Below are 14,352 nucleotides of genomic sequence, written 5' to 3'. Positions count from 1 at the left end.
GCGCCGGCCGGGTCACCGGCCGCACCCCGCCAGTGGGCCAGGCTGCTCCGGGTGCCCAAGGTCTTGGGGTGGTCCGGCCCGAGGACACGCAGCCGGTCGGCCAGCAGCTCCTCGAACGCCGCCACCGCGCCGGCCGGGTCACCGGCCGCACCCCGCCAGTGGGCCAGGCTGCTCCGGGTGCTCAAGGTCTTGGGGTGGTCCGGCCCGAGGACGCGCAGCCGGTCGGCCAGCACTCCCTCGAACAGGGCCGCCGCGCCGGCCGGATCGCCCGCCTCCCCCCGCCACCGCGCCAGGCTGCTCCGGGCGGTCAGGGTGTCGGGGTGGTCGGGGCCCAGCCGGTGGCGCCGGTCGGCGAGCAGCTCCTCGAACGCGGCCGCCGCACCGGCCGGGTCACCCGCCTCCCCCCGCAGCCGGGCCAGCAGGTGCCGGGTGCCGAGCGAACCACCGTGGTCCGGCCCGAGCACCCGGAGCTCGTCCACCAGCAGGGCTTCGAGCGCAGCCACCGCACCGGCGAGGTCGCCGTCCACCTCGCCACGCCAGCGGACGAGGTTGTGGCGGCCGGCGAGGGTGACCAGGTCGTCCGGTCCCAGCACGCGGAGCGCGTCGGGGAGCAGGTCCTCGAAGGCCGCGTGCGCGCCGGTCGCGTCCCCGGCCTCCCCGCGCCAGTGGGCGAGGTCGATCCGGGTGGTCAGGGTGTCGGGGTGGTCGGCGCCCAGCCGGTGGCGCCGGTCGGCGAGCAGCTTCTCGAACGCGGCCGCCGCACCGGCCGGGTCACCCGCCTCCCCCCGCAGCCGGGCCAGCAGGTGCCGGGTCCCCAGCACGTCGGCGTGGTCCGGCCCGAGCAGCCGGAGCTCGTCCACCAGCAGCGCTTCGAGCGCCGCCACCGCGCCGCCGAGGTCACCCGCCTCACCGCGCAGCTGGGCCAGGTCGTACCGGGCGGCCAGCACCTGCGGATCGTCCGGTCCGTGGGTGGCGCGCCGGCCGACCATCGCGGCGCGGAGCTTGCGCCGCGCACCGGTGAAGTCACCGCGCCGGCCGAGCTCATGGGCGTCCGCCTCCGGGGCGGGCCGCCCTTCGGACCGGTCGTCCACCGGTGTCTCCTGGTCGCGCCGGGCCAGCAGGAGGCGGGCCATCTCCTGCTCCAGCGCCTCGGCCCGGGACTCCGCCGCGGCCTGCGCGGCCTCCGCCGCCCGCGCGGCCGTCTCCCAGCGGGTACGTTCGGAGTCCCCCTGCCGGGCCGCCTCGTCCGCCTGCTCCTCGGCCTGCTCCAGCCGGTGCTCGGCGGCGGTGCAGCGGGTCTCGGCGGCCACGGCCCGGTCCTTGGCCCGGCGCAGCGCACGCTCCAGCCTGGCCACCCGTTCGCGCAGGTCGTCGCGTTCGGTGCGCAGTTCCTCCCGCTCCTCGACCAGCAGGTCGAGCTCGACGCTGTGCCGGGCCTCCCGCGTCCGGGCCTGTTCCAGGGCCCTGCGCACCTCGACGAACCCCTGCTCCGCCCGCTCGGTGGCCCTGGCCAGCCGCTCCTCCAGCAGGTCGGCGGTCGCCTCGGCCGTGGCGAGTTCCTCCTCCAGCACGGCGACGGTGTCCTCGGCCTCGTCCTGCCTGCGGCGGGCCACCGCCACCTCGTCCCGGAGGGCCTGGAGCCGGGCGGCGTTGGGCCTGGCCTCGTGCAGGGCGGCGCGGTGGAGCTGCCGCAGGGCCTCCCGGGTCTCGGTGGTCACCGGGCGTCCCGTGTGGAGGTCGCCGTCGTCCAGCAGGCGTTCGACGAAGTCGGCCCCGGGGATCTCCTGGCCGCTGAACCAGCGGGAGAGCGTGGAGCGGTTGCGGTGGAGCGAGGCGGCGTAGCCGGTCATCGTGTCGTTCAGCCGGGCGGCCTGCATCCGGAGGTTCTCCGCGAGCGCGCGGACGGGCGCCGGCAGGTCCTCGTCGATGTCGCCGGCGAACTCGACGCGGCGGCGGGTGCGTCCGCGCCGCCCGGCCGGCCCGGGCGCGGCAGGCACCCCGCCCGTGACGTCCCTGGCGGCCGGTACCGCCGGCAGCCGGGCCTCGGCGGCCCGCCCGTCCCGGTCGGACGACGCTTGCTGGTCCGGCACCCGTCCCCCTGGTGTTTCGCGATCCTCGCAACGCGTTGCGGCTTACCGCAACACCGGCCATCCAACCAGGCTGATGGCAGTCGCACCGACAATCGGTGCATCCGGAAACGGAGTTGATCATGCGTCAGGGAACAACGGACGCCGGCGCCGGCCGCGCCGCCGGCCGGGTCCTGCCGGGACTCACGGCCGGCGCGGGGCTCGCCGGCGGCGGCGCCGGGCTGGCCGGCCTGGCGGGCGCGCCGTGGTGGGTGAGCGCCGCGAGCCTCGCACTGGCGGGCGCGCAGATCGCGGCGGCCGCCGTGGTGGCCGTCGTCCAGGCGGTGGTCCCGCAGTCCTCCGGCGACCGGCGCCGGGTGTGGGAGGCGCTGCTCGCCGGCGGACGGCGGGCGCGGCACCCCGGCGCCACCGGCCGCGAGGATGCCGGCCGCGAGGATGCCGGCCCGACGGACGACGGCCCCGCGGACGAAGGCACCGCGGACGAAGGCACCCGGGGCGCCGACCCCCGGCCGGCCGGTCCCGTGAGGGCCGGAACGAGCCATGGTTCACACCACCGCAGCACAACGTTCGCACTCCGCCGCCACCCTGGGACAGGGGCGGACGGTCCGTCACCGCGAAGCACCCGGGAGTGACCATGACCGCCGGACGTCAGCTGCATCTCGCCGTATCCCTGGACGGGTTCGGGGCTCACCCGGCCGCCTGGCGGCGCACCGCGCGCACCCCGGAGTCGGCCTTCGGCTCCGCCGCGCTGCACCTGGACGCGGTGCGGCGGGCCGAGGAGGGACTGCTCGACTTCGTCACGCTGGACGACTCCCGGCCGATCCACGCGCAGCGGGACGGCCGGGCGCACGGCCGGCTGGAGGCGGCCCAGGTGTTGGCGGTCGCGGCCGCGGCGACCAGCAGGATCGGGCTGGTGCCGACCGGCCTGACCGGCCGCCCCCCGGGCGAGCTCGCGGACCGGATCGCGACCCTGGACCACCTCAGTGCGGGCCGGGCCGGCTGGCGGCCCCGGGTGAACGTCACGCCGGAGCAGCTGCAGCTGGCGCTGGAGCCCGACGGCGGGCCGCTGTTCGTCGAACTCTTCGACGAGGCGGACGAGTTCACCCGGGCGGTACTGGGCTACTGGGACAGCTGGGCCCCCGGCGCGCTGCTCGGCGACCTGGCGGGCGGGCAGTTCGTCGACCAGGCGCTGATCCGCCCGGTGGACTTCGACGGCGTCCACGTGCGGGCCACCGGCAGCGCCGCCGTCCCGCGCCCGCCGCAGGGCCGGCCGGTGACCGCGATCCTCGGGCACGCCACCATCCCGTACCGGCTGGTGGCCCGGCACGCCGAGGTCGGCTTCGTCACGCCGGTGGACACCGCCGGGCTGCTGGAGATCCGCGAGGAGGTGGAGGGGCTGCGCAAGGAGGCCGGCCGGGCCGACACGCCCTTCCGGCTGTTCGCGGACCTGAACGTGGTGCTGGCGGACACCGAGGCGGCCGCCCGGGAGCGGCTGGCGGAGCTGGACGCCCTCGACGGCGAGCCCTTCACCAGCGACGCCGCCGTGTACGCCGGCACCCCGGCCGGGCTGGCGGACCGCCTGGAGGAGTGGTTCCGCGACGGCGGGGCGGACGGGTTCCGGCTGCGGCCCGCCCTGCTCGCCGAGGACCTCGACGCGCTGGTGGACGGCCTGGTGCCGGAGCTCCAGCGGCGCGGGGTGTTCCGGACGGCCTACACGGCAGAGACCCTGCGCGGCCACCTGGGCCTGCCGGAGGCCGGGAGCGAGAACGGGAACGGGAGCGGCCAGGCGTAGCCACCCGTAGGACGGGCCCCTCCTCCGGGGGTGCGGCGGACCGCTCCGGCGGCCGGTAGGCATCGCGACCGGCCGGCCGCCGCGACCGGCACTCAGTCAGTCATGCAGCCGGGCCAGTTCGAGCAGTAGCTCCACTCCATGTTCGCCTGCCTGCTGCCACCGTAGATCCATTGACGGGCCGGCGCACCGTTGTCGGTGCGCCAGTCCGCGATCTCCAGCAGCAGGGCACTGTTGAGGTTCAGCAGGTACTCGGCCGTGTGGCTGTCGGCCGGGATGCCCGGGCCGACCTCCATGTACTGCCACTTCTGGTTTGCGCCGCCGGTGCAGTCCCACTGGCGGGCGGGCGCGCCGTTGTCCTTGCGCCAGTCCGCGATCTCCAGGCACTTCCCGCTGTTCACGTTGACGATGGCCAGCGCGCCATCGCTGTTGGCGAACACCCACTTCTGGTTTGCGCCGCCGGTGCAGTCCCACTGGCGGGCGGGCGCGCCGTTGTCGGTGCGCCAGTCCGCGATCTCCAGGCACTTCCCGCTGCTGTGGTTGACGAACGGTCTCCCGGTGGCCGCCCCCGCGGGCGAACCCGCGACACCTACCAGCAGCCCCACCGTGACGAGCACCGTCCCGAAGGCCCCGAACCGCCCTGGACCACTACGCATCGTTCTCCCCCTACGCCCGGCTGCGGAACGGTCCAGCGAGCGACCGTTCCGCGGCAAATTGCCGTCAGCCTAGGGCACACCCGCAACAAGAGACAGGTGGTTTCCGGCGCGCTCCCGCAGGGACCTCCTGCGCCGAAGGCCGACTCGTGTCCCTGCCGCCCGCGGTCGGACAGGCGCCGCGCGGTACCGACCCCGGGACCGTGCCCGGGGCCGGCGCCGCGCCGGTCACTCCTCGGGGTAGCGGCGCGGGGTCCAGACCACCTCGGTGCCGTTGTCCCGTTCGACGATCCGGGTCTGCGAGGAGCCGATCAGCAGCAGGGTCCGCATGTCGACCTCCGCCGGGTCCAGGTCGGCCAGCCGGACGGTCCGCACCCGCTCGGTGGGGCCGCCGACGTCCCGGGCCATCACCACGGGGGTGTCCGGGGCGCGGTGTTCGAGCAACAGGTCGCGGGCCAGGCCGACCTGCGTGGTGCGGCTCTTCGAACCGGGGTTGTAGAGCGCCAACACCAGGTCGGCCTCCGCGGCGGCGCGCAGCCGGCGGGCGATCGCCGTCCAGGGCTTGAGCCGGTCGGAGAGCGAGACCACCGCGTAGTCGTGGCCGAGCGGCGCGCCGACCCGGGAGGCGGCGGCGTGCGCGGCGGTCATGCCGGGCAGCACCCGGACGGGCACCGAGCGGTACGGGTCGGCGCCGGCGGCCTCCAGGACGGCGGTGGCCATCGCGAAGACGCCGGGGTCGCCGGAGGAGACCACGGCCACCTTGTGGCCGCGCCGGGCCAGGTCGAGGGCGAACTCGGCCCGCTCGGCCTCCACCTTGTTGTCCGAGCCGTGCCGCTGCTGGCCGGCCCGGACCGGCACCCGGTCCAGGTAGGTGGTGTAGCCGACCAGGTCGGTGGCGCCGGCGAGGGCGCCGCGGGCCTCCGGGGTGAGCCAGAGCGGTCCGGCGGGGCCGGTGCCGACCACCACCACCTCGCCCTCGCCGGGCACGGGCGCGGGGACGGGCCGGTCGATCCGGCTCGGCAGCACGGCCACCGAGAAGTACGGGACGGTGTCCGGGTCGACCTCGGCCAGCGGGGCCGTCCGCTCGGCGGCCATGGTGGCCCGCTCGACGTACTGGGCGTCCTCCAGCCGGCCGGCCCGCTCCAGCGCGCGGCGCACGGTGGGGAAGGTCCGGCCGAGCTTCATGATCACGGCCGAGTCGGTGGAGGCCAGCCGGGCCGCCAGCTCCTCCTCCGGCAGGGTGCCGGGCAGGATGGTCAGCACCTCCTCGGCCTCCACCAGCGGGCGGCCGAGCCGGGCGGCGGCGGCACTGACCGAGGTCACGCCGGGCACCACCTCGGTCGGGTAGCGGTGCGCGAGCCGCTTGTGCATGTGCTGGTAGGAGCCGTAGAAGAGCGGGTCGCCCTCGGCGAGCACCACCACGTCGCGGCCGGCGTCCAGGTGGGCGGCCAGCCGGGCGGCGGCCTCCTCGTAGAACTCGTCGATGGCGCCGCGGTATCCGCCCGGGTGGTCGGTGGTCTCGACGGTCAGCGGGTAGACCAGCTTCTCCTCCAGCTGGCCCGCGGTCAGGTAGCGCTCGGCGATGGAGCGGGCGATCGAGCGGCCGTGCCGGGCGCTGTGGTACGCCACCACGTCGGCCTTGCCGATGAGTTCGGCCGCGCGCACGGTGACCAGCGAGGGGTCGCCGGGGCCCAGGCCGACGCCGTAGAGCCGCCCGGTACCGCCTATGGTTGCCTGACTGTCCGTCACTCTTCCTCACTCGCAATCGCGTTGATGGCCGCGGCGGCCATCGCACTGCCGCCGCGCCGGCCGCGGACCACCAGGTGCTCCAGCCGGGAGGGGTGCTCGGCCAGGGCCTGCTTGGACTCGGCGGCGCCGATGAAGCCGACCGGCACGCCGATCACGGCGGCCGGGCGCGGCGCGCCCGCCTCGATCAGCTCCAGCAGCCGGAACAGCGAGGTCGGCGCGTTGCCGACGGCGACCACGGCGCCCTCCAGCCGGGGCAGCCACAGCTCCATGGCGGCGGCGCTGCGGGTGTTGCCCATCTTCTTCGCCAGCTCGGGCACCGAGGGGTCGGAGAGGGTGCAGATCACCTCGTTGTCGGCGGGCAGCCGCTTGCGGGTCACCCCGCTGGCGACCATCGACACGTCGCAGAGGACGGGTGCGCCGGCGCGCAGCGCCCTGCGGGCGTCCGCCACCACGCCCGGGGACCAGAGCAGGTCCTCGACCAGGTCGGTCATGCCGCACGCGTGGATCATGCGCACCGCGACCTGCGAGACGTCGGCGGGCAGGCCCGCCAGGTCGGCCTCGGCCCGGATGGTGGCAAAGGACTCGCGGTAGATCGCCGCCCCGTCCTTCTCGTACTCGATCACTTGGTCCTCCGGGCCCGGGCCACTGCGTCGGCCATCTGTTGCGTTGTCGTTGCTTGGTAGGTGGGTGTGGTGTCCGGGCGGCGGACGGCCACCCGGTACCCGTCCGGCGTGGCGAGCGCGTCCACCCACTCGCCGGCCGGGTGCCCGCAGCGCCGCTCGCAGCCCGACCAGTGCACGGGCAGCAGCCGTCCGCCGCCGGGCCCCGCGGCCGCCAGTGCGCGGGCCGCGTCGCCGCGGACGTCCGCCAGGGACTTGGCGCAGCCCGGGGTCCCGGTGCAGGCCATGGCGCGTTCCCACGGGGAGTGCGGGTCGAGCCCGAGTCCGGCGGCGGCCAGCCGGCCGGCCCACCCGGGCGACCGGGCCGGGTCGAGGCCGGGGAGCACCACGCCGCGCCAGGGGGTCACCCGCAGTTCGCCGGCGCCGTCGGCGGCGGCCGCGGCGAGCAGCCGCCACTGTGCGACGCCGGCCCGTCCGAACGGCAGCCCGGCCGCCAGGCCGTGCCGCCCTCCGGCCCCGGTCACCGGGCCGGCCTGCGGCAGCGTGCCGGGCAGGGCGGGCAGCGGGACGACCGGCGCTCCGGGCGGGGTCAGCCGGGTGCCGTCCGGGTCGGCCTCGCGGATCCGCCAGGCCTTGGTGCCGGTCCCGCGCAGCAGGGCGAGGAAGTCCTCGGCGGCGCGCAGCGCGGCGGCGACGGCCTCGCCGGGCGGCACCGGGAGCGCGGTGGTGGCACGCCCGAGGCGCAGGAGTGCCCCGCCGCCGGGGCTTGCGATCAATGTCACATCGGCGTCGAGCCCGGCGACGTCGCCGCGGCCGTCGTCGAGGGCGAACAGGAAGCGGCCGGAGAGCGCGCTCGTCCAGTCGGCGGCGCACAGGGCGGCGTCCAGCTCGCGGGCCCAAGTGGTCACGTCCGCATGCCCGTTGCCGTCGACACCGGCGAGCGGCGAGGCGACGATGTTGCGGACCCGCTCGTGCCGGTCGGAGGGCAGCAGGCCGGCCGCCCGCAGCCGGGCGCCGAGGTCCTGCCCGCAGTCCTCGGGGAGGCCGCGCAGCTGGACGTTGCCGCGCGAGGTGGTCTCCAGGTGGGCGTCCCCGAGCTGCTCGGCGGCGTCGGCCAGCACGAGGACCTGATCGACCGTCAGCAGACCACCGGGCAGCCGGACTCGGGCGAGCGAGCCGTCGTCGGCGGTGTGTAGGCGAAGGGCCCCCGGACACGCGTCCCCGCGCGCCCGGTCGGGCACGCCGGGGCCCGGTCCTGCGGGGTCGGGTGAGGGTGACATGGCGGCGAGCATACCCAGGATCCGGCCGGGGACTCTGTCCCGTGGATCACCCTCAGCACCTACTATGCTCCCGGGCGGATCCTTCGGGGTCCGCTCACGCCAGAGACGGCGCAAAGGGGAGGAAACCGGTGAGAACCCGGTGCGGTCCCGCCACTGTGACCACGGTTCACCGACCGTGGGAGCCAGGAACTCCTGCCGTCCCGATCCCCCCGGCCCGACGGCCGGGGATCCCCCACGGGGCGCGGACCCCGAGGAAGGCTCGACCTATGCGCTGCCGCATGCCTGCGCCCGGGCTCCCGCCCGCGCCGGGCGCCGTGCCCCTGCCCGGGCCCGGACCCGCGCCGACACCCGTGCTCGTGCCCCTGCCCGCCATCGAGGCCGGGAGGGCCTTCGCATGATCCTGCTTCTGTCGACCTCCGACACCGACCTGCTGAGCGCCCGTGCCTCCGAGGGCCCGGTCGGCTACCGCCTCGGCAACCCCGCCCGGCTCACCGCCGCCGACCTCCCGGCGCTGGTCGAGGGCACCGACCTGGTGGTGGTCCGGCTGCTGGGCGGGCGCCGCGCCTGGCAGGAGGGCCTGGACGCGCTGCTGGCCGGCCCCCGCCCGGTGATCGTGCTGACCGGCGAGCAGGCCCCGGACGCCCAGTTGATGGAGCTGTCGACCGTCCCGGCCGGCATCGCCGCCGAGGCGCACGCCTACCTCGCGCACGGCGGCCCGGCGAACCTCGCCGAGCTCGGTGCCTTCCTCTCCGACACCGTCCTGCTGACCGGCCACGGCTTCGCCGCACCCGCCTCCGCGCCCGAGTGGGGCCCGCTGGAGCGCACCGCGACGGCCGCGAACGCCGACGGCCCGGTGATCGCGGTGCTCTACTACCGCGCCCACCACATGAGCGGCAACACCGCCTTCGTCGAGACGCTCTGCCGGGCGATCGAGGACAAGGGCGCCCGCCCGCGCCCGCTGTACTGCTCCTCGCTGCGCGGCGCCGAGCCCGGACTGCTGGCCGAGCTGGGGCAGGCGGACGCGATCGTCACCACCGTGCTCGCGGCCGGCGGCACCCGCCCCGCCGACGCCTCGGCCGGCGGCGACGAGGAGGCCTGGGACGCGGGCGCGCTGGCCGCGCTGGACCGCCCGATCCTCCAGGCGCTCTGCCTGACCTGGTCCCGCGCCGCCTGGGAGGCCAGCGACGACGGCCTGTCCCCGCTGGACACCGCCACCCAGGTCGCCGTCCCCGAGTTCGACGGCCGCCTGATCACCGTCCCGTTCTCCTTCAAGGAGCTGGACGAGGACGGCCTGACCGTCTACGCCGCCGACCCCGAGCGGGCCGCCCGGGTGGCCGGCATCGCGGTGCGGCACGCCCGGCTGCGGCACATCCCGGCCGCCGAGCGGCGGCTCGCGCTGGTGCTCTCCGCGTACCCGACCAAGCACGCCCGGGTCGGCAACGCGGTCGGCCTGGACACCCCGGCCAGCGCGGTGCGCCTGCTGACCCGGCTGCGCGAGGAGGGCATGGACCTCGGGCCGCTGGACGGGCCGGACGCGCTGCCGGGCCTGGCGCCCGCACCCGGCTCGCCCCGAGCCGAAGGGGCCGCCGGTGCCGAAAGCGACGAGCGACGAGCGACCGAGGGACGAGGGAGCGCGGGAGCGAGGAACGTCGGCGCCGGGTCGGAGAGCCCGGAGGCGAGTGGGCGAGTACTGAACGACGCCCACGAGGGCGACGCGCTGATCCATGCCCTGATCGCGGCCGGCGGCTACGACCAGGACTGGCTGACCGAGGACCAGCTCGCCCGCAACCCGGTGCGGATCCCGGCCGCGGACTACCGCCGCTGGTACGCCGAACTGCCCGCGGGCCTGCGCGAGGAGGTCGAGCGGCACTGGGGCCCGGCCCCCGGCGAGCTGTACGTGGACCGCAGCGTCAACCCGGACGGCGACATCGTGCTGGCGGCGCTGCGGGCCGGCAACCTGCTGGTGCTGATCCAGCCGCCGCGCGGCTTCGGCGAGAACCCGGTCGCGATCTACCACGACCCCGACCTGCCGCCCTCGCACCACTACCTGGCCGCCTACCGCTGGATCGCGGCCGCCCAGGAGGACGGCGGCTTCGGCGCCGACGCGGTCGTCCACCTCGGCAAGCACGGCAACCTGGAGTGGCTGCCCGGCAAGACCGCCGCGCTGTCCGCGGAGTGCGGCCCGGACGCCGCGCTCGGCGACCTGCCGCTGGTCTACCCCTTCCTGGTGAACGACCCGGGCGAGGGCACCCAGGCCAAGCGCCGCGCGCACGCCACCCTGGTCGACCACCTGGTGCCGCCGATGGCCCGCGCCGAGAGCTACGGCGACATCGCCCGGCTGGAGCAACTGCTCGACGAGCACGCCAACATCGCCGCGATGGACCCGGCCAAGCTGCCGGCCGTCCGGGCCCAGATCTGGACGCTGATCCAGGCCGCCCGCCTCGACCACGACCTCGGCCTGGACGAGCGGCCCGAGGACGACGGCTTCGACGACTTCCTGCTGCACGTCGACGGCTGGCTCTGCGAGGTGAAGGACGCCCAGATCCGGGACGGCCTGCACGTGCTGGGGCAGGCCCCGGCCGGCGTCGACCGGGTCAACATCGTGCTGGCCATCCTGCGGGCCCGGCAGATCTGGGGCGGCGTCGCCGCGCTGCCCGGCCTGCGCGAGGCGCTCGGCCTGGACGAGGCGGCACTGAAGCTGGGCGCCACCGACGCGGCCGAGGCGAAGGCCCGCGAGCTGGTCGAGGCGATGGAGGCCGAGGACTGGGCGCCGGAGGCGGTCGAGAAGGTCGCCGCGGGGCTGCCGCCGGCCGTCGCCGAGGTGCTGGACTTCGGCGCCCGCCAGCTCGTCCCGCGACTCGCGGCGACCACCGACGAGCTGGACGCGGTGCTGCACGCGCTGCGCGGCGGCTTCGTCAAGGCGGGCCCGTCCGGCTCGCCGCTGCGCGGGCTGGTCAACGTGCTGCCGACCGGTCGCAACTTCTACTCCGTCGACCCGAAGGCGGTGCCCAGCCGGCTCGCCTGGGAGACCGGCCAGGCGCTGGCCGCCTCGCTGGTCGAGCGCTACCAGGCCGACAACGACGGTGCGTTCCCGGTCTCGGTCGGCCTCTCGCTCTGGGGCACCAGCGCGATGCGCACCGCCGGCGACGACATCGCGGAGGCCTTCGCCCTGCTCGGCGTCCGCCCGGTCTGGGACGACGCCTCGCGCCGGGTGACCGGCCTGGAGGCGATCGGCCTGGCCGAGCTCGGCCGGCCGCGGATCGACGTGACGCTGCGCATCTCGGGCTTCTTCCGGGACGCCTTCCCGCACGTGGTCAACCTGCTGGACGACGCGGTGCGGCTGGCCGCCCGCCAGGAGGAGGCGGACGAGGATAACCACGTCCGCGCGCACGTCCAGGCGGACCTCGCGGTGCACGGCGACGAGCGCCGGGCCACCGTCCGGGTGTTCGGCTCCCGTCCGGGCACCTACGGCGCCGGGCTGCTCCAGCTGATCGACAGCCGGGACTGGCGCACCGACGCCGACCTGGCCGAGGTCTACACGGTCTGGGGCGGCTACGCCTACGGCCGCGACCTGGGCGGCCGCCCGGCCCGCGAGGAGATGGAGACGGCGTACAAGCGGATCACCGTGGCGGCGAAGAACACCGACACCCGCGAGCACGACATCGCCGACTCGGACGACTACTTCCAGTACCACGGCGGCATGGTGGCCACCGTCCGGGCGCTCACCGGGAAGGCCCCGACGGCGTACATCGGCGACTCGACCCGCCCGGAGACCGTCCGCACCCGCACCCTCACCGAGGAGGCGGCCCGGGTCTTCCGCGCCCGGGTGGTCAACCCGCGCTGGATCGAGGCGATGCGCCGGCACGGCTACAAGGGCGCCTTCGAGATGGCCGCGACCGTGGACTACCTCTTCGGCTACGACGCCACCACCGGTGTGGTCGCCGACTGGATGTACGAGAAGCTCACCCAGGAGTACGTGCTCGACCCGACCAACCGGGAGTTCCTGGCCGGCGCCAACCCGTGGGCGCTGCACGGGATCAGCGAGCGGCTGCTGGAGGCGGCGAGCCGCGGCCTGTGGGCCGAGCCCGACCCGGAGCTGATCGAGCAGTTGCAGGCGGCTTTCCTGGAGACCGAGGGCGACCTGGAGGGCGAGGGCTGAGCCCCGCCCGACCGCCCCGGCCCTGACCGGCCGCACCCGGCTGCCCCGACCTGCACGGTCGGGGCAGCCTTTTTCACGCCCTCGCGGCGCCCTCGCGCCCTCGCCCGCGCCCTCGCCCTCGCGCCCAGGTCGCCACACCCCTCCAATGTCAAATAATCTGGACATGGTGTCTGTTGTTCTTTACATTGATGCCATGCCACTCGAAGAGAAACGCGTATGGATCATGGGCGTGGTCACCGTCGTGGTCTACGCCGGGTACCTCGCCACCGTGCTCGCCGGGGACGGCGGCGCCCCGCTCGACCGGCTGCCCTACGCGGCCGCACTGCTGTGGAGCGTCCTCGCCGCGGTGGTGGCGACGATCGTGCTGAACATCGCGGCCGCGCTCACCACCCGCGAGGACTGCGGGGGCAAGGACCAGCGGGACCGCGAGATCCACCGCTTCGGCGAGCGGGTCGGGCAGGCCTTCGTGGTGCTCGGCGGGGTGAGCGCCCTCGGGATGGCGCTGGCCCGGCTCGACCCGTTCTGGATCGCCAACGCGACCTACCTGGCCTTCGTCCTGTCCGCCGTGCTCGGCTCCGCCGCCAAGATCGTCGCCTACCGCCGGGGGCTCCCGGCATGGTGAGGCCGACCAGGGTCACCAATGTGATCCGCGCCCTGCGGTTCACCCACGGCGAGATGACCCAGGCGGAGCTGGCGGCCCGGATCGGCGTCACCCGGCAGACCGTGATCGCCATCGAGCAGGGCCGCTACTCCCCCTCGCTGGAGATGGCCTTCCAGATCGCCGGGGCCTTCGGCGTCCCGCTCGACGACGTCTTCCAGTACCCGGACGACCAGCCGGCCGGCGGGCCGGACAGTGCGGGAGGCCGACCGTGAAGGCCGTCGTCCAGGACAGCTACGGACCGCCCGAGGTACTGGAACTGCGGGAGGTGGAAAGGCCGGTGCCGGGCCCCGGTGAAGTGCTGGTGCGGGTGCGCGCGGCCGGTCTCGACCCCGGCGTCGGGCACCTCACCACCGGACTTCCCTACCTGGTGCGGCTCGGCGTCGGGCTCCGGGCGCCCCGGGTACGGACCCGGGGCATGGACGTCAGCGGGCAGGTGACGGCGCTCGGCCCCGAGGTGACCGGCCTCCGGGTCGGCGACGAGGTGTTCGGCACCTGCGCGGGCTCCTTCGCCGAGTACGCCGTGGTCCGGCAGGACCGGTGCGCGCCGAAGCCGGCGAACCTGACCTTCGAACAGGCGGCCGTCGTCCCGGTGTCCGCGGTCACCGCCCTGCGGGCGCTGCGCGACGCCGGGCGGGTACGGCCCGGGCAGCACGTGCTGGTGATCGGCGCGGGCGGAGGGGTGGGGTCGTTCGCGACCCAACTGGCCAAGGCCTTCGGCGCGGAGGTCACCGGGTTGTGCGGCCCCGCGAAGGCGGAGCTGGTCCGTTCCCTCGGCGCCGACCACGTCAGCGACTACACCCGCGAGGACTTCGCCGACGGGCCGCGGCGCTACGACCTGATCGTCGACACGGCCGGCAACCGCCCGCTGTCGCGGCTGCGGCGCGCGCTGACCCCGCGGGGGACGCTGGTGATCGTCGGCGGGGAGCACGACGGCCGGTGGCTGGGCGGCACCGACCGGGCGCTCCGGGCCCTGCTGCTGTCGCCCTTCGTCCGGCAGCGGCTGCGCGGCCTGCTCGCCGTGCCGGGCCGGGCCGACCTGGGCGGGCTGGCCGGGCTGATCGAGGCGGGCCGGGTCACCCCGCTGCTCGACCGGAGCTTCCGGCTGGACGAAGTCCCCCGGGCCGTCCGGTACCTCGCCGGGGGTCACGCGCGCGGCAAGGTGGCGATCACCATGGCCGGTCCGGCGGAGACCGGCCCGGAGACCGGCCCGGAGGTGACCGACGCGGCGGAGGGCCCGACGGCCTGAGCGAGCCGCCGCGGCATGCCCCGGCGGGAAGCCGGGCAGGCGGGCGGGGTGGAACTCTTCGACCGTCACCGGCCGCGTGGCCTGGTGACATTACGCACCGAAGCGGAC

At 75.9% G+C, this 14,352-nt stretch carries 11 protein-coding genes and 1 riboswitch; of the genes, 6 read left to right on the top strand and 5 right to left on the bottom strand.

The features are described from left to right. Positions 1 to 2,090, bottom strand: a 2,090-nt coding sequence (locus tag IE329_RS06505) for a tetratricopeptide repeat protein (protein WP_229927213.1), incomplete at its 3' end; no start/stop codon positions are given. Positions 2,091 to 2,209: 119 nt separating this feature from the next. On the opposite strand from IE329_RS06505, the gene IE329_RS06500 reads away from it, so the two are divergent. Together IE329_RS06500 and IE329_RS06495 are read left to right on the top strand one after the other, a co-directional pair. After that, positions 2,210 to 2,719, top strand: a complete 510-nt coding sequence (locus IE329_RS06500) for a hypothetical protein (RefSeq protein WP_190209824.1) — start codon at positions 2,210 to 2,212, stop codon at positions 2,717 to 2,719. A gap of 2 nt (positions 2,720 to 2,721) precedes the next feature. Then, positions 2,722 to 3,879 carry an LLM class flavin-dependent oxidoreductase gene (locus IE329_RS06495; protein WP_190209823.1) on the top strand — a complete coding sequence of 386 codons (1,158 nt, stop codon included), beginning with the start codon at positions 2,722 to 2,724 and terminating at the stop codon, positions 3,877 to 3,879. A gap of 92 nt (positions 3,880 to 3,971) precedes the next feature. Here IE329_RS06495 and IE329_RS06490 read toward each other — a convergent pair whose 3' ends face one another. From IE329_RS06490 to cobG, 4 genes are all read right to left on the bottom strand, one after another. After that, positions 3,972 to 4,532, bottom strand: a complete 561-nt coding sequence (locus IE329_RS06490) for an RICIN domain-containing protein (RefSeq protein WP_190209822.1) — start codon at positions 4,530 to 4,532, stop codon at positions 3,972 to 3,974. A gap of 225 nt (positions 4,533 to 4,757) precedes the next feature. After that, entirely contained in the window at positions 4,758 to 6,278 is a 1,521-nt protein-coding gene (locus IE329_RS06485; protein WP_190209821.1) for a precorrin-2 C(20)-methyltransferase, read from the bottom strand. Then, the gene (locus IE329_RS06480) at positions 6,275 to 6,901 is read right to left on the bottom strand and encodes a precorrin-8X methylmutase (protein WP_190209820.1); all 627 of its coding nucleotides are present in this window, start codon (positions 6,899 to 6,901) and stop codon (positions 6,275 to 6,277) included. The genes IE329_RS06485 and IE329_RS06480 overlap by 4 nt, the downstream gene beginning before the upstream one ends. Continuing rightward, positions 6,898 to 8,178 (bottom strand): precorrin-3B synthase, encoded by a 1,281-nt coding sequence (cobG, locus tag IE329_RS06475; RefSeq protein WP_229927212.1) that lies wholly within the window; start codon positions 8,176 to 8,178, stop codon positions 6,898 to 6,900. Before cobG ends, IE329_RS06480 begins: the two co-directional genes overlap by 4 nt. 89 nt (positions 8,179 to 8,267) lie before the next feature. Beyond that, a riboswitch (cobalamin riboswitch) is annotated at positions 8,268 to 8,392 on the top strand. A 180-nt stretch (positions 8,393 to 8,572) separates the two neighbouring features. Here cobG and cobN point away from each other — a divergent pair. The 4 genes from cobN (at position 8,573) to IE329_RS06455 (ending at position 14,244) form a co-directional block, all read left to right on the top strand. Further along, positions 8,573 to 12,337 (top strand): cobaltochelatase subunit CobN, encoded by a 3,765-nt coding sequence (gene cobN, locus IE329_RS06470; RefSeq protein WP_190209818.1) that lies wholly within the window; start codon positions 8,573 to 8,575, stop codon positions 12,335 to 12,337. A gap of 193 nt (positions 12,338 to 12,530) precedes the next feature. Then, positions 12,531 to 12,959, top strand: coding sequence for a hypothetical protein (locus tag IE329_RS06465; RefSeq protein ID WP_190209817.1), 429 nt, complete (start codon positions 12,531 to 12,533; stop codon positions 12,957 to 12,959). Next, the gene (locus IE329_RS06460; RefSeq protein WP_190209816.1) at positions 12,953 to 13,210 is read left to right on the top strand and encodes a helix-turn-helix transcriptional regulator; all 258 of its coding nucleotides are present in this window, start codon (positions 12,953 to 12,955) and stop codon (positions 13,208 to 13,210) included. The genes IE329_RS06465 and IE329_RS06460 overlap by 7 nt, the downstream gene beginning before the upstream one ends. Further along, a complete protein-coding gene (locus tag IE329_RS06455; RefSeq protein WP_190209815.1) occupies positions 13,207 to 14,244 on the top strand; it encodes an NAD(P)-dependent alcohol dehydrogenase in 1,038 nt (345 codons plus the stop codon). Before IE329_RS06460 ends, IE329_RS06455 begins: the two co-directional genes overlap by 4 nt. The last annotated feature ends 108 nt before the right edge of the window (positions 14,245 to 14,352 follow it).

Origin of the sequence: Kitasatospora indigofera (genome assembly GCF_014655955.1) — a bacterium.
In the GTDB taxonomy this organism is placed as follows: domain Bacteria; phylum Actinomycetota; class Actinomycetes; order Streptomycetales; family Streptomycetaceae; genus Kitasatospora; species Kitasatospora indigofera.
Note: the sequence above shows the minus strand (reverse complement) of the source record. Positions and strands in the feature narration are given on the sequence as shown.

What these genes read in the sequence shown, in the direction of transcription:
- IE329_RS06490 (WP_190209822.1), bottom strand. Translation starts at nt 4,532, where the DNA reads ATGCGTAGTGGTCCAGGGCGGTTCGGGGCCTTCGGGACGGTGCTCGTC.
- IE329_RS06460 (WP_190209816.1), top strand. Translation starts at nt 12,953, where the DNA reads ATGGTGAGGCCGACCAGGGTCACCAATGTGATCCGCGCCCTGCGGTTC.
- IE329_RS06465 (WP_190209817.1), top strand. Translation starts at nt 12,531, where the DNA reads ATGCCACTCGAAGAGAAACGCGTATGGATCATGGGCGTGGTCACCGTC.
- IE329_RS06500 (WP_190209824.1), top strand. Translation starts at nt 2,210, where the DNA reads ATGCGTCAGGGAACAACGGACGCCGGCGCCGGCCGCGCCGCCGGCCGG.
- IE329_RS06495 (WP_190209823.1), top strand. Translation starts at nt 2,722, where the DNA reads ATGACCGCCGGACGTCAGCTGCATCTCGCCGTATCCCTGGACGGGTTC.
- cobG (WP_229927212.1), bottom strand. Translation starts at nt 8,178, where the DNA reads ATGTCACCCTCACCCGACCCCGCAGGACCGGGCCCCGGCGTGCCCGAC.
- cobN (WP_190209818.1), top strand. Translation starts at nt 8,573, where the DNA reads ATGATCCTGCTTCTGTCGACCTCCGACACCGACCTGCTGAGCGCCCGT.